Source organism: Cobetia sp. MC34, from assembly GCF_018340035.1.
Classification (GTDB): Bacteria; Pseudomonadota; Gammaproteobacteria; order Pseudomonadales; family Halomonadaceae; genus Cobetia; species Cobetia amphilecti.
In genome coordinates this window covers 119,846-137,797 of sequence record NZ_JADPPY010000007.1, presented here as the reverse complement: position 1 = coordinate 137,797, position 17,952 = coordinate 119,846, and the positions used below count along the sequence as shown (strand labels likewise).

General features: G+C 62.8%; 12 protein-coding genes. 1 reads left to right on the top strand and 11 read right to left on the bottom strand.

Going from position 1 to position 17,952, the window contains the following annotated elements; genetic code table 11:
- Positions 1-33: 33 nt before the first annotated feature.
- The 9 genes from thrS to galE all read right to left on the bottom strand — a co-directional run bounded on the left by thrS (position 34) and on the right by galE (position 11,791).
- Positions 34-1,932, bottom strand: a complete 1,899-nt coding sequence (gene thrS / locus IZU87_RS06090) for a threonine--tRNA ligase (RefSeq protein ID WP_043335653.1) — start codon at positions 1,930-1,932, stop codon at positions 34-36.
- A 337-nt stretch (positions 1,933-2,269) separates the two neighbouring features.
- The gene (locus IZU87_RS06085) at positions 2,270-3,145 is read right to left on the bottom strand and encodes an OmpA family protein (RefSeq protein ID WP_213113998.1); all 876 of its coding nucleotides are present in this window, start codon (positions 3,143-3,145) and stop codon (positions 2,270-2,272) included.
- Between the two features lie 277 nt (positions 3,146-3,422).
- A complete protein-coding gene (locus IZU87_RS06080) occupies positions 3,423-4,577 on the bottom strand; it encodes an amidohydrolase (protein WP_213113997.1) in 1,155 nt (384 codons plus the stop codon).
- A 20-nt stretch (positions 4,578-4,597) separates the two neighbouring features.
- Positions 4,598-5,110, bottom strand: a complete 513-nt coding sequence (locus IZU87_RS06075; RefSeq protein WP_213113996.1) for a DUF2489 domain-containing protein — start codon at positions 5,108-5,110, stop codon at positions 4,598-4,600.
- A 231-nt stretch (positions 5,111-5,341) separates the two neighbouring features.
- On the bottom strand, positions 5,342-6,475 hold the full coding sequence (locus tag IZU87_RS06070; protein WP_213113995.1) for a glycosyltransferase family 4 protein: 1,134 nt from the start codon (positions 6,473-6,475) through the stop codon (positions 5,342-5,344).
- Entirely contained in the window at positions 6,472-7,824 is a 1,353-nt protein-coding gene (locus tag IZU87_RS06065; protein WP_213113994.1) for a UDP-glucose dehydrogenase family protein, read from the bottom strand. The genes IZU87_RS06070 and IZU87_RS06065 overlap by 4 nt, the downstream gene beginning before the upstream one ends.
- 1 nt (position 7,825) lies before the next feature.
- Positions 7,826-9,676 carry a sulfatase-like hydrolase/transferase gene (locus IZU87_RS06060; RefSeq protein ID WP_213113993.1) on the bottom strand — a complete coding sequence of 617 codons (1,851 nt, stop codon included), beginning with the start codon at positions 9,674-9,676 and terminating at the stop codon, positions 7,826-7,828.
- A 79-nt stretch (positions 9,677-9,755) separates the two neighbouring features.
- A complete protein-coding gene (gene cysQ, locus IZU87_RS06055) occupies positions 9,756-10,583 on the bottom strand; it encodes a 3'(2'),5'-bisphosphate nucleotidase CysQ (protein ID WP_213113992.1) in 828 nt (275 codons plus the stop codon).
- A gap of 185 nt (positions 10,584-10,768) precedes the next feature.
- Entirely contained in the window at positions 10,769-11,791 is a 1,023-nt protein-coding gene (gene galE / locus IZU87_RS06050; RefSeq protein ID WP_213113991.1) for a UDP-glucose 4-epimerase GalE, read from the bottom strand.
- Positions 11,792-12,313: 522 nt separating this feature from the next.
- On the opposite strand from galE, the gene IZU87_RS06045 reads away from it, so the two are divergent.
- Positions 12,314-13,810 carry an SLC13 family permease gene (locus IZU87_RS06045; RefSeq protein ID WP_054555474.1) on the top strand — a complete coding sequence of 499 codons (1,497 nt, stop codon included), beginning with the start codon at positions 12,314-12,316 and terminating at the stop codon, positions 13,808-13,810.
- 234 nt (positions 13,811-14,044) lie between these two features.
- Here IZU87_RS06045 and gltS read toward each other — a convergent pair whose 3' ends face one another.
- Together gltS and IZU87_RS06035 are read right to left on the bottom strand one after the other, a co-directional pair.
- Positions 14,045-15,235 carry a sodium/glutamate symporter gene (gene gltS / locus IZU87_RS06040; RefSeq protein WP_043331271.1) on the bottom strand — a complete coding sequence of 397 codons (1,191 nt, stop codon included), beginning with the start codon at positions 15,233-15,235 and terminating at the stop codon, positions 14,045-14,047.
- 457 nt (positions 15,236-15,692) lie between these two features.
- On the bottom strand, positions 15,693-17,417 hold the full coding sequence (locus tag IZU87_RS06035) for a 2-isopropylmalate synthase (protein ID WP_213113990.1): 1,725 nt from the start codon (positions 17,415-17,417) through the stop codon (positions 15,693-15,695).
- Positions 17,418-17,952: the final 535 nt, after the last annotated feature.

The window sequence follows — 17,952 nt, the reverse complement described above, 5'->3', positions numbered from 1 at the left end:
GTTGCGTCTCCGTTTGGCTGAAATTCGTTACTGTCAGACCTGTTCTTCCTTCAGGCGTTCCATGAATTCTGAAACTTTCATGGTGCCGAGGTCTTCACCGGAACGGGTTCTGACAGCTACTGCATCAGCTTCCACTTCCTTGTCGCCAACGACGATGAGGTAAGGAACCTTCTGCAGAGTATGCTCACGGATTTTAAAGCCGATCTTCTCGTTCCTCAAGTCTGCTTTGACACGGATGTCATGTTTCTCGAGGCGGGAGACCAGATCCTTGGCATATTCTGCCTGGGAATCCGTGATATTCATTACGACAACCTGCTCCGGGGCGAGCCAGAATGGCATCGCGCCTGCGTGGTGCTCGATCAGGATGCCGAGGAAGCGCTCGAAGGAGCCGAGAATCGCGCGGTGCAACATGACCGGCATGCGACGCTCTCCACTTTCATCGACAAACTGGGCACTGAGACGCTCAGGCAGATTGAAGTCGAGCTGTAGAGTACCACACTGCCAGACACGATTCAGACAATCTCGCAGAGAGAATTCAATCTTTGGTCCATAGAAGGCCCCCTCACCCGGCTGCAGCTCCCACGGCAGGCCAGTCGCATCCAGTGCTGCCTGCAGGCCGGCTTCGGCCTTGTCCCACGCTTCCGGCTCACCGATGAAGGATTCCGGACGGGTGGAGAGCTTCAGTTCGACGTCTTCGAAGCCGAACTGACGGTAGACTTCCAGCGTCAGACGGATGAAGTCCTCGGCCTCGGACTCGACCTGATTCTCGGTACAGAAGATGTGGGCGTCATCCTGGGTGAAGCCACGCACACGCATCAGGCCATGCAGAGAGCCGGACGGCTCGTTGCGGTGGCAGGAGCCGAACTCGGCCAGACGCAGCGGCAGGTCACGGTAGCTCTTCAGGCCCTGATTGAAGACCTGGACGTGACACGGGCAGTTCATCGGCTTGACCGCGTACTCACGCTTCTCGGACTCGGTGGTGAACATCAGCTCGTTGTAATGCCCCCAGTGCCCGGACTTCTTCCACAGCGAAAGATCGACCACCTGCGGCGTCTTGATCTCCTGGTAGCCATTGGCACGCTGGATACGACGCATGTACTGCTCGAGCACCTGGTACATGGTCCAGCCATTCGGATGCCAGAACACCATGCCCGGCGCTTCTTCCTGCATATGGAAGAGGTCCAGCTTCTTGGCCAGTTTGCGGTGATCGCGCTTCTCGGCTTCCTCGAGACGCTTGAGGTAGGCCTTGAGCTGCTTCTTGTCCGGCCAGGCGGTGCCATAGATGCGGGTCAGCATCGGCTTGGTGGAATCACCACGCCAGTAGGCACCGGCCAGCTTGAGCAGCTGGAAGTGCTTGAGGTGACGGGTATTCGGCACGTGCGGGCCGCGGCACATGTCGGTGTATTCTTCGTGATGGTAAAGGCGGATGGTGTCGCCTTCGCCGATGCCCTCGATGATCTCCTGCTTGTACGGCTCATCGCGCTTCTCGAAAGCGGCCATGGCCTGGTCACGCGAGACATACTCACGCACCACATCGTACTCGCTGTCGATCAGCTGCTTCATGCGCTTCTCGATGGTCTCGAGATCTTCCGGGGTGACCGAGCGGCCAAAGTCGATGTCGTAATAGAAACCGTCATCGATGACCGGGCCGATGGCCATCTTGGCCTCCGGGTAGAGCTGCTTGACAGCATGACCGATCAGGTGCGCGCAGGAGTGACGAATCACGTCCAGGCCTTCCGCATCACGCGCCGTGAGAATGGCGACGTTGGCGTCTTCGGTGATCATGTCAGCGGCATCGACCTCGACGCCATTGATCTTGCCAGCCACACAGGCCTTGGCAAGACCAGGACCGATGGACTCGGCCAGCTGCATCACGGAAATCGGGGTATCGAAGGTACGCTGGCTGCCGTCAGGCAGAGTAACGATAGGCATGAAGAATTCCTTGCGTTCAGTGGTGGCCCTTACCAAGGGTCACGTGAAGCGAATTTGGCCGAACGCGGGGCGTCGGCTCGAAATGGGGGCAATGACGATCACGCCCTCGCGTTACTGACCCCGGCCTACAATGCCTGGGGCGCCGCCCACTGCCCCATGATGATCGAGCGACCAGTCAGGGTGTGGACACATAACGCGGGAACATGAACGAGGCAAGACCTTAGCAGCCCGTTCAAAAGTCGTAAAGATACGCTTGAGCCACTGGAGGCCATGCACGACACGAACGCAGACGGGGCGCCCTGAGGCGCCCCGTCTGATTCAGCTTACCGCGATCGGCTTACTTGACTTCAGCAAGCTCGACACGACGGTTTTCGGCACGGCCTGCAGCGGTATCGTTGCTGGCGACCGGCTGCTCTTCACCGTAACCCACAGTCTGGATACGGTTGGCGCCAACACCTTCGGAAGCCAGGTAGGCCTTCACGGAGTCAGCACGCTTCTGGGACAGCTGCTTGTTGTAGGAGTCAGAACCCACGGAGTCAGTGTGACCTTCGACGCGAACGCGGACGTTCTCGTTGGAGACCAGCTTGGCCGCCACACCGTTCAGCACTTTCTCGGCGTTGGCAGTCAGCTTGGCGGAGTCGAACTCGAAGTTCACGTCACGCAGGACGAGGTCAGCGACACAGCCCATAGCATTGACCTTGGCGCCGGCCGGGGTGTTCGGGCACTGGTCCTGGTAGTCCGGCACGCCGTCACCGTCGGAATCGAGCGGGCAGCCTTTCGCGTCAACAGTGACGCCGGCCGGAGTACCCGGGCACTGGTCCTTGTAGTCAGCAACGCCGTCACCGTCGGTGTCCAGCGGGCAGCCTTTCGCATCAACAGCGACGCCTGCCGGAGTCCCCGGGCATTCGTCACGGTCGTTCGGCACGCCGTCGCCATCGTCGTCCATGGACTTCGGAGCATCGTCAGCACACAGCAGTGCGCCAGCGGTCGCGCCGCCGACAGCACCCAGAGAAGCGCCGGTGTCTTCGTCGCTGTCGCCAGAGACGCCGTAACCAATCCCGCCACCGATCAGGCCACCGGCCAGACCGCAGACGAACGGCTGGCTGTACCAGGGCTTCTCAGCAGATGAAGACTGGGAAGCAGAGCTTGCGCAGCCAGACAGGCCAACAACCAATGCAGAACCCAGAACCAGGCCAGTCGTAGATCTTTTCATGTAAGACTCCTTCTTAACACAGCGCAATATGTAACGAGGGTGTTACGTATCGACTCAGTATAAGAGCCGAACTCGTTACGATGAAAGGAATTTTATTCAAATCTTCCTTTAAGAAGAAAGCACATGCAGGTGCGTCCTTCCAGCTCTGATCGGGTCTGTTTCCCTTGAAAACGGTACCGATCCTCAGGCATACGTTGAAGGAAAACAGTGTTTTTTGCAACGTCGAAAAACTTTGACACTAACTGTATCAGAATGGCGACGCTGTAAAACCCCTGTTTTACCCTTTTCCAAGGTGCTGGCGCACCAGCCCCTCGAAGATCTCGACGCCGGGCGCCAACAGCGTATCAGGAAAATCGTAATCGGGGTGGTGAAGCCCCGGCATTTCCTCACCTGCGCCAAATGTGAACATGGCGGCATGGCAGTCTCGTGCCAGCACGCCAAAGTCCTCGGACCAGCGATGCGCCTGAGGAAGTTCCACGCAATCAATACCTTGCTGTCGTGCTACACGGCGAATCATGTCGTTCGCCTCGGGAGAATTCCAGGTTGCATCGAAGGTGTCACACCAGTCCACATCGATGCCCAGACGGTCTTCTTCCGCCTCGCTGCGCGCCAGTGAGACCGCCGCTTCAGCCAGTGCCTTCATCATGTCATCGCTTTCAGTGCGCAGGGTGACCATCACCTCGGCGTCGCCCGGCGAGGTGCCGAACGCGACCTCGCCCAGCCGCGCATGGATCAGGGTCACCATGGCAAGTCCGGTCTCATCGGCAAATTGCAACGGCAGCCGCGACAGGCCTTGCATGATGCGACACATGGCCATCGCCGGGCTGCGACCATTTTCCGGGTGAGCTGCATGCGCACAGAGCCCGGAAAGGCGCACGATCATGCCACGTGAAGCACAGGTGAAGGCATGGTCGCGCACACTGACCTCCCCGAGAGGGCGCCCCGGCAAGTTATGACACGAGTAAAGATAATCCGGCTTGAGTGCGGCAAAGGCCTTGCTGCGCACGACGGCACGCGCACCTTCGCCGGTTTCCTCGGCAGGCTGGAAAAGCAACACTACCTCGCCCCTCGCGACCGGAGACGCCGCCAGGCGCTGCGCCACGCCCAGCATCCAGCTCATGTGGCCGTCATGGCCACACAGGTGCCCGACATGCGGGTGACAGGAGGACCAGTCGCCGCGTGGCGCCTCATCGATGGGCAGCGCATCCAGCTCACAGCGCAGCATGACGCGCGGGCCTGGCTCGGCGCCGCGGAAGATGGCGGCCAGACCGTGCCCGCCCAGCCCGCTGACCACCTCGGCGCCGGCCTCCTGCATCCAGCCGGCGATGCAGGCCGCCGTGGCGGCTTCCTGTCCGGAGAGTTCCGGTGAGCGGTGCAGGGCGTGACGCAGCTCGGCCAGCGGCGTGCCCAGCAAGGAAAGTGTCGTGTTCATGCCTGCCTCGTGAAGACTCATCAGACGGCCTGCCCCAGATCTGCTGGCGAAGCGGGACGCTTGCGCCCCAGGTAATGCTGATGCCAGAACTCCATGTTGCTTAGCACGCGACTCGCCGCCAGTTGCAGCGACTCCGCCAGCGCTTCCTCGACGGCGATGCGCTCCTTGTCTTCGGCCAGACGCTCACGCGGCGACAGCTCCTTGCGCGCCGAATGGGTGTGCAGGTGTGAGACCCGCCCATGCAGGACACCGAAGACCGAGAGCACGTCATCTTCTGCCAGCCTGGTATCGAGAATCTCGATCAGTACCTTGCAGCGCAGACCGCCTTCCACCATGTCGACCTGCCCGGCCTGCATGGCGCGTGCGATGGCTTCGAGGCTTTCCAGACAGTTGGCGCGCGCCTGGATGAGCTCTTGCTCACGACGCGCCTCACGCACCTTGACCTCGCGGCGCAGCTTGAGGGCATAGAACGCCAATCCCGCGATGATGATGATCGCGATGACGGCCAGAATGATGCTGATAGTCAGGGACATGCCTTTCTCCTGCGGTAAACAAGCCATGAGTATAGGGACTGCACACGCGACACCCAAGGCGGGGCACTGCGACCGATGACCACGCAGCCCGCCCTCGCCCACCCCTTGCGTCAACAAAAGGCCCCGCATCAGGGATACGGGGCCAGTCGCGTCATTCACTCTTGCACGCTTTTCTCTGTCGCACTCATGCTTCGTCCGGCACGCGAGCGATCCATCTGTCAGCGCAGATCTTCACCGCCCCGCCATCAAGGCCTCGAAGCTGGCCTTGAGCTTGAGATTCTGCGCCTGATGCGAGTAATTGCGTGCCAGACTGGCCAGCGCAGCGCTCAGCGCCTGCGTGTCGCTCTCGAGCAGATGGGTGCAGCGCTCGGCCCACTGCTGTGGCGTGGACTCTGCCGCCATGACCAGCTCAGGGTGGTCATCGAGCAGCTCAGCCGAGCCAACCCGCGCATTGAGCAGCACCGGCGCACCACAGGCCATCGCCTCCAGCGCGACACGCCCGAACTCCTCGATATGGGCCGGCATCACGAACAGGTCCAGCGCACCATAGAGCGTCTCGACCTCGGGAATGGTCGAGCGCCAGATCATGCGCTCGGCGATGCCCGCCTCCTTGGCCTGCTGCTGGTAAGGCGCGGCATCATCCTTGCCTACTACCAGGAAGCGATAGCGGCCCGGTGAGGCCTGCTCCATCAGCGCCGCCATCGCCACGAACCCGGCCACGTTGCGCTTGGTGAAGTTGCCGGATGACACCAGACCGACCAGCAGCTCATCCTCAGCCACGCCCAATGCCTCACGCTGGGCGGTGCGCCCTGCGCGCGCGCGCTCGACCGTGAATTGCACCGGGTCATAGCCCGGGTAGCTGATCTCGATCCGCTCAGGCGCGATACCGTAGCGCACCATCAGATCCTCGCCCATCATGCGCGAATTGACCGCAACCTGACGGAACTTGCCACCCTTGAGCACGTGATCATGAATCGCCGCCACTTCGTGGTCGCGAGGCAGCTCACGGCCATGGATGCACTGCGAGGCAAGGTGCACGCAATTGTGCAGATAGACGGTATCCGGGCTTTCGCAGTCACCATGACTGATCAGCAGGTCGGGCGCATGACGGCTGGCCCAGGCCTGAACACGGCGATTGAACCAGAAACGTCGATACGCCCCCTTGAAGGGCCACCGCCACAGGCGCACCAGTTCCGCGCCGTGGGCGCGAGCCAGTTCGGGCTTGCCGCGCTCGGCGAGAATCACCACGCGATAGCCCAGCGCGCGCAACGCATCCGCCTGCTCGAAGGCATTGCGGCTGGCACCGGTGTTCTTCTCGACCTGACGAATGGCGATCGCGGCCAGCTTGCCTGCGCCAGTGCTCACGACGCCTCCTGCACGCGGCGCATGGAGTCACCGCGGCCGACCGCGTAGTACATCAGGCCAGCGGCCTTCATGGCGGCGGGCTCGAACAGGTTGCGGCCATCGACCACCACCGGGAAGCCGAGCTGCGCCTTGAGCCACTCGCCATCCAGGGTGCGGAATTCCTTCCACTCGGTGCACACCACCAGCGCATCGGCGCCCTTGACTGCCTGCTGACGGTCCGCGACCAGCACCAGCTCATCACGCTCGCCGTAGATGCGGCGGCATTCCTTCATCGCTTCCGGGTCGTAGGCCTGCACGGTCGCGCCCGCGTCCCACAGCGCTTCCATCAGCGTACTGCTCGGCGCGTCGCGCATGTCATCGGTGTTGGGCTTGAAGGCCAGACCCCAGACAGCGATGGTCTTGCCCTTGAGGTCGCCATCGAAGGCCCGCGACAGCTTGTCGAACAGCGTGACCTTCTGGCGCTTGTTGACGGACTCGACCGCAGTCAGCAGCTCGGCGTCATAGCCGACCTGACTGGCGGTACGCGCCAGTGCCTGGACGTCCTTCGGGAAGCAGGAACCGCCATAACCACAACCGGGATAGATGAAGTGGTAGCCGATACGCGGGTCACTGCCGATGCCGCGACGCACCTCCTCGATGTCCGCACCCAGGCGTTCGGCCAGGTTGGAAATCTCGTTCATGAAGCTGATCTTGGTCGCCAGCATGGCGTTGGCGGCGTACTTGGTCAGCTCGGCGGCGCGCACATCCATGAACATCAGCTTTTCATGATTGCGGTTGTAGGGCGCGTAGCATTCGCGCATGCGCTCACGCACCTTCTCGGAATCGGTGCCGACCACGATGCGCGCGCCACGCGTGAAGTCCTCCAGCGCCGCGCCTTCCTTGAGAAATTCCGGGTTGGAACAGACATCGAAGTCGACACTTTCGCCGCGCTCGGCGAGCACTTCGGCGACTCGCGCCGTGACACGATCCGCCGTGCCCACCGGCACGGTGGACTTGTCGATGATGACCTTGTAGTCATTCATGTGCTCACCGATGGTGCCGGCCACCGCAAGCACGTACTTGAGGTCGGCGCTGCCGTCCTCGTCCGGCGGTGTGCCCACGGCGATGAACTGCAGCACGCCATGCTCGACGGCCTGACGGGCGTCAGTGGTGAAGTTGAGACGGCCGGCCTCGACATTGCGCAGCACCATGCTCTCCAGCCCCGGCTCGAAGATGGGGATCTCGCCTTGCTTGAGGCCATCGATCTTGGCCGCATCTACGTCCATGCAGATCACGTCATGGCCGACATCGGCCAGACAGGTGCCAGTCACCAGGCCTACGTAGCCTGTTCCGAAGACAGTGATTTTCATGTCAGTCCTTGAGGGTTTCTGAAGGTAATGAAGCAGGTGACAAGGTGAACGCCGATGAATCCTCCGACGGCGTCACGCGGGAATCCGGCTGCGGGGCTTGCCCGTCGCGTTTCGCGCCCTGCCCGGACATGAACTCCGGGCGCTCCAGCAGCTCGGTGGTCGCCTCGACCGCTTCCTCGAGCTTTTCGGCTCCCGGCGCGAGAGGTCGGGAAAGAAAGTCCGACGGCAGGGCTTCATAGAAGTTCAATCGTCCCAGCTGGTCCAGCACCGGATGACGTTCACGCGGCTGATAGCAGACCGCCCAGGGCGACAGGCACGGCTTGTCACCGGAGAAGCGGATGCCCAGCCAGTCGCTGGCCAGATAGGGCAGGTCAAAACTGGCGAAAGGCTCATCGGCGTGCGAGCGCAGGCGCGTCAGCTCACGCGCGGGATTGGGCGCCTGCCCCGTCTGCCACAGCCATAGCGGAATGCGGTACGGCGCCTGACTGGGGCGATCACCGCCATGCACATAGGCGTCACTGAGCGGGTCATGCTCGAGGCCGTGGTCCGACAGATAGAGCACGCCAGCGGGTCGCCCTTCCAGGCGCTGGAAGACGCCCTCGATCACCTGATCCGTGAAGCGGATGCTGTCATCGTAGGCATCGGTCAGCGGTGAGCGGCTGTCCGGGGTCAGGAAATAGCGCAGTGAGTCCGGATACTGCAGGCTGGCCGGCGGGTGACTGCCGTAGAGATGCAGCACGATCAGCCGCGGCCCCTCGACCTCGCGCGCCAGCGCCTCATCAAGCGCATCCAGCAAGCCATCGTCATAGTCGGTCATGATGGTGCGAGCGACATCGGCACGCTGGGCGATGGCGGTGATCCAGGTGCGCTCGGAAGTGATATCGAGCCCCTGGCGCGACAGCCACTCGGTATGATAGCCGGCCTGATTGGCCAGCGAGATCAGATTGGCGTCCAGGTAGCGCGGCGAGAAGGTCCGCGGGTCGGTCAGGCTGGCCAGCATCGGTACCGCCAGCACGGTCTGCGGCGCCGGGGCGATGGCCTGATCGAAGACCACCAGCTCGTCGCGACGCGCATCGAGATTCGGCGTCGTCGCGCGGGAATAGCCATACAGCGACAGCTGATCGCGGCGCTGGGATTCGCCGATGATCAGGACGAAGACGGCGTCATCCGACACCTCGGGACTGCGCGAGACGCCACCGAAATCATAGTCATCCGCCATCAGAGCCTTGTAGCGCTCCTTCTCCCACCAGGCATGCGAGGTGGTGGCCAGGTTCCAGCCCGGCGAGACCGACAGCGTCGTGATGGCCAACGGCACGCTGGCCCGCCCCCACTGCCAGCTACCGGCCAGCAGCATCAGCATCCAGAGCACGAAGGCGATTCCGCTGCGCCCGCCCAGCCGGGCGCGAGCCAGCCCCGCCCCGAAGCGATTGCCCAGTGACAGCGCCAGCAGGAAGAACCCCAGCGGCACGATCAGGGCCAGCGGGAACTTGAACAGCATCGCCATCGATTCGCTGCGGCTGGTATCCAGCGAGCTGAGCGCAAAGGCCAGCCCATAGCGGGAATCGTAATAGACGGCGCTGACCACGCTTGCGGAGAGATTGACGCCCAGCGCCGCCATCAGCCCCAGCGCCGGCCAACGCCAGCGCGGACGATGCAGCGCCGCCAGCAGACACGGCCACAGCAACAGATTGCCGAACAGGATCAGGCCGCCCTCGAGCAAGCCGTGATAGATCAGCGGCACCAGACTCGCCAGCAGGGCCAGCGTGATGGCGGAGATCACCCCGGCCCGTTTGCTCGCCTGATCGCTGCGCGCAAACAGGCGACGGACGAGGCGCTGCAGCAGGCCCTTCATGCGCGTCCTCGCCATGACATGAACGCTTCAGCCCTCACGCGGGCCAATGGATGCACGAGCCGTCGAGCCCCGGCCACCCTCAGACCTCCAGCGCCTGGCGCCAGCGACCATCTGCTTGGCCACAGGCGATGAAGAAGGGATTCACCAGCGTATCGCGGGCGTTGTAGTCCAGACGACGCGGTTGTGCGGGCAATGACTCGGCATCGAAGACCTGGCCGCCGGCCGCTTCCAGTACGGCCTGAGCCGCCGCGGTGTCCCACTCGCTGGTCGGCGCGTAGCGCGGATAGAGATCCGCATTGCCTTCCGCGATGCGACAGAACTTGAGCGAGCTGCCACAACTGACGTTCTCCACCGGTGCCAGTCGTTCGATCAGCGCCGCCGTACGCGCATCGAGATGCGACTTGCTGGCCACGACTCTCAATACCTCGGGCTCCGGACTGACCGTGATCGCGACACGCCCGGTGGCGTCTTCCCGGAAGGCCCCTACGCCGGCGAGCCCGCTCCAGGTCGTCTCCAGCACCGGCGCATCCACCACGCCCAGCACGCTGCGCGAACCCTGGATCAGTGCCACGTTGACGGTGTATTCACCGCTGCCGGTGACGAATTCACGCGTGCCATCCAGTGGGTCGACCAGCCAGAAGGTCTGCCAGTCACGCCGCGCCGCGATATCGGCCTTGTCACTCTCCTCCGAGAGCACCGGAATCTGCGGCGTCAGACGGGCCAGCCCCTCGACCAGCACATGATGCGCCGCCATATCCGCCGCCGTGACGGGGCTGTCATCCGCCTTGGCGCGCGTGCCGAGCTCTCCCCCACGGGCAACGGCGAGTATCGCCTGCCCCGCTTCACGGCAAAGCTGTTCAATGGCCGTCAGCAGTTCAAGATCGAGGGTGACATCAGACTGGGTCATGGGGGTCTCGCAGAGAATTCGAAGGAGTCGACACGGGCCCTTCGGCCCGCCGTCATCATACGCAAAAGCGGCCGCGGATGCTGCCCGCGACCGCTTCAAGAGGTCTTCACACAAGCGCCGTCAACTCAAGCTCGGTCAATTCAAGCTCGGTCAACTTCGGCGCACTGACCCTGCAGTGTCAGTTTTCAGGCACTGCGATAGCCGTTGGGGTTGCGTGACTGCCAACGCCAGCTGTCGGCCATCATGCGGTCGAGACCCAGCTCGGCCTTCCACTTCAGCTCGTTGAAGGCCTTGTCCGGCTCTGCCCAGCACTCGGCGATATCGCCGGCACGACGCGGTGCGATGCGATACGGCACCGGGCGACCGCTGGCCTTCTCGAACGCCTTGACCATGTCCAGCACGCTGTAGCCGGTCCCGGTGCCCAGGTTATAGGTATGAACGCCATCCCGCGCATCACCGGCCAGGTAGTCCAGCGCCTTGAGGTGGCCATCGGCCAGATCGACGACGTGGATGTAGTCGCGCACCCCGGTGCCATCCGGCGTCGGGTAGTCATCACCGAACACGGCCAGTTCCTCGAGGCGGCCCACGGCGACCTGGCTGATATACGGCACCAGGTTGTTGGGAATGCCGTTGGGGTCCTCACCGATGGTGCCGGATGCGTGGGCGCCCACCGGATTGAAGTAGCGCAGCAGCGCGATGCGCCAGCTGTCATCCGCGACGGCCAGGTCGCGCAGCACTTCCTCGACCATCAGCTTGGAGCGGCCATAGGGGTTGGTCGCGGAGGTCGGGAAGTCTTCACGGATCGGCGTGGAGGCCGGATCGCCATACACGGTGGCGGAGGAAGAGAACACGATACGCTTGACGCCGGCACGCGCCATGGCGTCACACAGCACCAGGGTACCGTTGACGTTGTTGTCGTAGTAGGCCAGCGGCTTGGCGACGCTCTCGCCGACCGCCTTGAGCCCGGCGAAGTGGACCACGGCCTCGATATCGTGACGCTCGAACAGGCTGTCGAGCAGCGCGCCGTTGCGGATATCTCCTTCGACGAACGGCACTTCGCGCCCGGCAAGCGTCGCCACACGCGCAAGAGAGGCTTCACTGGCATTGGACAGGTTGTCCAGCACCAGCACCTGATGGCCGGCCTCCATGAGCGCCAATACCGTATGAGAGCCGATGTAGCCTGCACCACCCGTGACCAGAATCATCAATCATCTTCCTTGTGAAAGTAACGCGACAGTGGGCCACGCAGTTGTCCTGCGCTGGCCCTGTTCATGGCTGCTAACCCTACCTTCCGGCCCTTGCGCTCACAAGTCCACAGCCAACGACAGCGTCTGTCGCCAGACAGCAACCTGCCCCGTGCAAGATGGCGTCACACAGGGCCTGGCCCGAGGTGTGAGCACCTCGGATCAAGCGTCGCGCTTGCGCGGCGTCAAGGTTTCACTTGCCGGAGTTTCAAAACAGGCAATGAAGGCTATTGAGCCGCGCCGCAATGCTGAGACAATGGCCGCGCCTTGCCGCCTGAGCGCCCGGCTGATCGACTCGCGAGCGACTTTCTGACAAGGCAGGCAACATGACACGCCGTGCACGTCACCCGACCGGGGATACATGCGCGACATGTAATGAATAACACCAACACGACAACTCGCCATCACCTACCATGACCCATACCAACAACACGATGACCACCATGATGAGGAAGCCAGTCGCCGACCGGCTTCTCTGGAGTCGACATGCCTGAGCAATCTCCCGATCACGTCGCTGATCAATCCACTACGCCGCCACAAGCGCCACTCGCGGCGCGCATCGGCCTGATACTCGGACCCCTCCTGTTGCTGCTGACCTGGCTGACACCGGCGCCGGGTGACATGCCGGACAGCGCCTGGCTCTGCGTCGGCCTTGCCCTGCTGATGGCCACCTGGTGGGCCACCGAGGCCCTGCCGATTCCGGTGACCTCGCTGCTGCCCATCGTGCTGGTGCCGGCGCTTGGCATCGACGACATCAAGAGCACCACCGCCGCCTATGCCAACCCGACCATCTACCTGTTCCTCGGTGGCTTCCTGCTCGGGATCGCCATGCAGCGCTGGGACCTGCATCGCCGCGTGGCCCTGCATACGCTGAAGCTTGCCGGTCACTCGCCGCGCCGCCAGATCGCCGGCTTCATGATCGCCACCGGCTTCATCAGCATGTGGGTGTCCAACACCGCCACCAGCATCATGATGCTGCCCATCGGCATGTCAGTGGTCAGCCTGATGTCCAGTGGCCAGGACGAGCGCGACAGCAATGACCCGGAACTGAAGCGCTATGCCGCCGCCCTGCTGCTGGGCATCGCCTACTCCGCCAGCCTCGGTGGTATCGCGACCCTGATCGGCACGCCGCCCAATGCCCTGCTGGCAGGCTACCTGTCCAGCGATCAAGGCATCGAGATCGGCTTCGCCCAGTGGATGGTCGTCGGCCTGCCTGTCGCCATCGCCATGTGTGCCATCACCTGGTGGTGGCTGACGCGCACGCCCTTCTCCTTCAAGTCCGAGACGGCAGACAGCGGCGAGATGATCAGCCGTGAACTCAAGGCACTGGGTGCCATGAGCAGCGCCGAGAAACGTGTCGGCGTCGCCTTCCTGGTGGCTGCCCTGCTGTGGATGTTCCGTCCGCTGATCAACCAGATGGGCCTTGCCTGGCTGTCGGACACCGGCATCGCCATGGCCATCGGCGTGGGCCTGTTCGCCATTCCCTCCGGCACCTCACGCGGCCGCCGCCTGCTGGTGTGGGAAGACGCGCGTGACCTGCCCTGGGGCGTGTTGCTGCTGTTCGGGGGTGGTCTGGCACTGGCGGGCGTGATCAAGAGCTCGGGTCTCGCCGAGTGGATCGCCGGCCAGCTGTCGATGTTCAGCGTGCTGCCGCTCATCGGCCTGGTCGCCATCGTGGTCGTGGTGATCATCTTCCTGACCGAGGTCACCTCCAATACCGCGACGGCAGCCGCCTTCCTGCCGCTGCTGGGGGCACTGGCGCTGTCACTGGACATCGATCCGCTGCTGATCACCGTGCCGGCGGCCATCGCGGCCAGTTGTGCCTTCATGATGCCGGTGGCGACCCCGCCCAACGCCATCGTGTTCGCCACCGGCCACCTCAAGATCCAGACCATGATGCGCGCCGGCTTCTTCCTGAACCTGGCCGGTACCGTGGTCGTCACGCTGCTGGCCTATGGCCTGATCGTGGCACTGTGGGTGTAGATGAGGCTGCTGACGCGGGGCCGGGAAGAGAGCGAAGGTGAGAACGAGGGCGAGAGCACAAGCGCCTGACGAGCTTCTCACCGTCTTTGAAGCCTGAGCCCTTGAAGCCTGAGACATCGCAACCTGCAAGCCTCAGCCCCCCGAAACGACAACGCCGGACTCCAATGGAGTCCGGCGTTGTCGTTCATGCCAGGCAGATTCTGCGACTTCTCATCATGACACCTGCGGTCATGTTCAGAAGAAGCCGAGGAAGCCCTTGATGATCAGCGAGTTGGCGATATCGATCAGGAAACCACCCACCACCGGCACGATGATGAAGGCCAGACGCGACGGCCCGTGGTGCTGCGTGACCGCCTGCATGTTGGCGATCGCCGTCGGCGTGGCGCCCATGCCGAAACCACAGTTACCCGCGACCAGTACCGCAGCGTCATAGTTCTTGCCCATCAGGCGGAAGGTGACCTGGGTGGTGTAGAGGAACACCAGCGCGACCTGTGCCAGCAGGATGGCCAGAATCGGCAGTGCCAGATTGGCCAGATCCCAGAGCTTGAGCGTCATCAGCGCCAGCGCCAGGAAGATGGACAGGCTGATATTGCCCAGCACATCCACGGCGTGGGTATTGAGGTGCTTGTCGCCGAAGGCGCGCACCACGTTGCCGATGACGATACAGCTGAACAGCACCCACACGAAGGTCGGCAGCGAGAAGGCGGTGCCCGAGGTGAGTGACTGCAGCTGCTGGCCACAGACGACCCCGAGCAGCAGCATGAAGAGTGTCTTCAGGGCATTGGACGTATTCAGCGGATGCTGGACTTCCGTCTCGTCATATTCGGAATCGCTGACCTGGGCGTTGATGTCCTGCCCTTCACGCTTCATGCGATTGATCAGGAAACGCGCCGTCGGCCCACCGATCAGGGAACCGAACACCAGCCCGAAGGTGGCACAGGCCATCGCGACTTCCATCGCGCCATTGATGCCATATTCGTCGGCGAAGACGTTGGCCCATGCCGCGCCGGTACCGTGGCCACCGGACATGGTGATGGAACCGCCGAGCAGACCCAGTACCGGATCAAGACCGAACAGACTGGCAACACCGACACCCAGCAGGTTCTGCAGGATGAGCAGACCGATGACCAGCGCGAGGAACAGCACCAGCTTGCTTCCGCCGGCACGAATCATGCGCACGTCTGCCGACAGACCGACGGAGCCGAAGAACAGCAACATGAAGGGAGTCTGGAGACCGCCGAAGAACTGGAACTCGTAACCCAGGCCGCGCAGGCCGGTGACGATGATGGTAGCGATGAGGCCGCCGACCACAGGCTCGGGGATATTGAATTCGCGCAGCACGCGCACGCGCTCGACGATCAGATGGCCAACGACGAGGACAAGCGCCGCCAGCAACAGGGTGGTGATAGCATCAAGTTGAATCATGCGATACCGATGAGTAGTTGTGGGTTGTTCTAGCGGACCTCCTGAACGAGAGGTGCACTGGCGATGCCCGATCAGAGCATGGATGGGGACGCATCCATTATCTCTTCAATCAGGGGGTTTGCCTTTGCACCGCTTGGAATTGTTGTGTTCTCGAATCCGGTCTGCCACCAGATCGTTATCATTATGCGGGTGCAGCGATGATACGCAGGGTGGGCACCGGTGCAAGTCCGGATGTTGACTGAGCCGTCAACATCAGACAAAAGTCTATAGCGGCCTGGCGAGCATGACACGTATTTTCCACGCAAGCCTGCCCGCGTCAGCCCAGCAACGGCGGGCGTGAGCGCCGGCCGGGCAGCTTCTGCCCTGCCGCGAAACGCAAAGACCCCCGCTCTGATGAGCGAGGGTCTCGAGAGAGGCAAAAATGCCTCTGATCAGTCACGCATGAGGCGTGTTGTCGTCAGACAGCGACCGGACCGGCTTCCTCGGCACGTTCCGCTTCGCTGCGTGCACTGCTTTCCAGGCCGCGATTGACCGCCGACAGCACGGCCTTGAGCGATGCGCTCACGGTATCGCCATCCTCGGCCATGCCGCAGACACGCTTGCCATCCAGGTTGAGCATCACGAAGGCCACCGCGACGGCATCGCTGCCTTCGCCGAGGGCGTGCTCACCGTAGTCCACCACGCTGACGGTGGAACCGGTGTGACGCTGCCAGGCATCCATGAAGGCGGAGATGGCACCGTTGCCTTCGCCGGCCAGCGCTATCTGCTCGCCCTTGTCATCGACCAGCGTCGCGGTGAGCTGCTCGGCCCCTTCGCGATCCAGACGATAACCCTTGAGGCTCAGTGGCGCTTCACGCTTGAAACTGGCATCGAGAATCGCGCGAATCTGGTCGCTGGACAGCTCACCACTGACCTGCTCGCTGGCCTTCTGCACGTGCGGCGCAAGCTCGAGACTCATCCAGCGCGGCAGGCTGATGCCATGATCGCGCTCGAGCAGGAAGGCCATGCCACCCTTGCCGGACTGACTGTTGACGCGGATCACCGCCTGGAAGTCGCGGCCCAGATCCTGCGGGTCGATGGGCAGATAGGCGACCTGCCACGGCTCGTCAGGCTGCTGCTTCTTGAGGCACTTGCGGATGGCGTCCTGGTGGCTGCCGGAGAAGGCGGTGTAGACCAGCTCGCCGACCCAGGGGTGACGCGGGTGAACCGGCAGATTGGTGCACTCGGTATAGACCTGGATGATCTCGTCCGGGTTGGAGAGATCCAGCTCCGGATCGATGCCCTGGCTGTAGAGGTTCATCGCCAGGGTGATCAGGTCCATGTTGCCGGTGCGCTCACCGTTGCCCAGCAAGGTGCCTTCGATGCGGTCAGCGCCGGCCAGCAGGCCAAGTTCGGCGGCGGCAGCGGCGCCACCGCGGTCGTTGTGGGTGTGCAGCGAGATGATCGCGCAGTCACGACGGCTCAGGTGCTTGATGAAGTACTCGACCTGGTCGGCGAAGTGATTGGCCGGGCCCACTTCCACCGTGGCCGGCAGGTTGAGGATGCAGCGTTTTTCCGGCGTCGGCTGCCAGACATCCATCACCGCTTCACATACCTCGACGGCGTAATCCATCTCGGTGGAGGTGAAACTCTCCGGCGAGTACTGGAACACCCAGTTGGTGTCCGGGTAGCGCTCGGCGTAGTCCTTGACCAGCTGTGCACCCTCGACGGCGATGGCCTTGATGCCGTCACGGTCCATCTCGAACACCCGCTCACGCTGCACGGTGGAGGTGGAGTTGTAGACGTGAACGACGGCATCACGCGCGCCGACCAGCGATTCGAAGGTACGCGCGATCAGATGCTCACGCGCCTGCACCAGCACCTGGATGCTGACGCCTTCCGGAACCTGATCTTCCTCGATCAACCAGCGCACGAAGTCGAAATCGAGCTGACTGGCGGAGGGGAAACCGACTTCGATCTCCTTGAGGCCGATCTTGACCAGCAGCTTCCACATCAGCTTCTTCTGCTCGACCGTCATCGGCTCGAGCAGCGCCTGATTGCCATCACGCAGGTCGACACTCGCCCATAGCGGCGCCTGGGTCACGGTACGCGACGGCCACTGGCGGTCGGTCAGTGCAACAGGGGGCACGGGGCGATATTTGGTGTGGTCGAAGGCAGCACTTGGCGTGGATGCAGCAGTCATGGTCGTGTCCTTGGCGGTCTGGGTGCGAAAAACCGGCAATCGAGGCCCGATACGGGAGATCGATGGCACCTTTCGCACTCAACAGTGTCCCAATCGGGGCGCCTGAGTAAATGTGAGATGACGAAGGCGTGAAGGCCTTGCATCCGAAAGCTTGCCGTCAGCAGGGCAAGCAAGCAAGTCGGGGGCAGCGTAACGTCACTGCCCGCCGCAAGCTCCGGGACCGGATCACGGTCTCCAGCGCGGAGAGAAGGACGGTGGGATCACCACCAGAGCCCTTTCGGCAGCCTCGCTTCGATCAGAAGCCGACTGCGTTCCGCGTTCACCGGTTGCAAGAGGCGTGTCGCCAGCGCCGGTGGCTCATCCTGCTCAGGTCTGTCGTTCGCGTCGTGCGTCGTGTCATGCGACAGCCACGACCCGAGCGGGCGTCTTCATCGCTGAGCAGTGATTACAGTATATGCCGCATATCAGGGCGGACGATTGCGAAAACCACATGACATCGCCATCTTAAAAGCAGATTATTTCACCATTCACATCT

Coding starts and splice junctions, on each gene's coding strand:
- IZU87_RS06065 (WP_213113994.1), bottom strand. CDS start 7,824: ATGAAAATCACTGTCTTCGGAACAGGCTACGTAGGCCTGGTGACTGGC.
- IZU87_RS06045 (WP_054555474.1), top strand. CDS start 12,314: ATGCCTGAGCAATCTCCCGATCACGTCGCTGATCAATCCACTACGCCG.
- IZU87_RS06060 (WP_213113993.1), bottom strand. CDS start 9,676: ATGAAGGGCCTGCTGCAGCGCCTCGTCCGTCGCCTGTTTGCGCGCAGC.
- gltS (WP_043331271.1), bottom strand. CDS start 15,235: ATGATTCAACTTGATGCTATCACCACCCTGTTGCTGGCGGCGCTTGTC.
- IZU87_RS06035 (WP_213113990.1), bottom strand. CDS start 17,417: ATGACTGCTGCATCCACGCCAAGTGCTGCCTTCGACCACACCAAATAT.
- cysQ (WP_213113992.1), bottom strand. CDS start 10,583: ATGACCCAGTCTGATGTCACCCTCGATCTTGAACTGCTGACGGCCATT.
- IZU87_RS06080 (WP_213113997.1), bottom strand. CDS start 4,577: ATGAACACGACACTTTCCTTGCTGGGCACGCCGCTGGCCGAGCTGCGT.
- IZU87_RS06085 (WP_213113998.1), bottom strand. CDS start 3,145: ATGAAAAGATCTACGACTGGCCTGGTTCTGGGTTCTGCATTGGTTGTT.
- IZU87_RS06075 (WP_213113996.1), bottom strand. CDS start 5,110: ATGTCCCTGACTATCAGCATCATTCTGGCCGTCATCGCGATCATCATC.
- thrS (WP_043335653.1), bottom strand. CDS start 1,932: ATGCCTATCGTTACTCTGCCTGACGGCAGCCAGCGTACCTTCGATACC.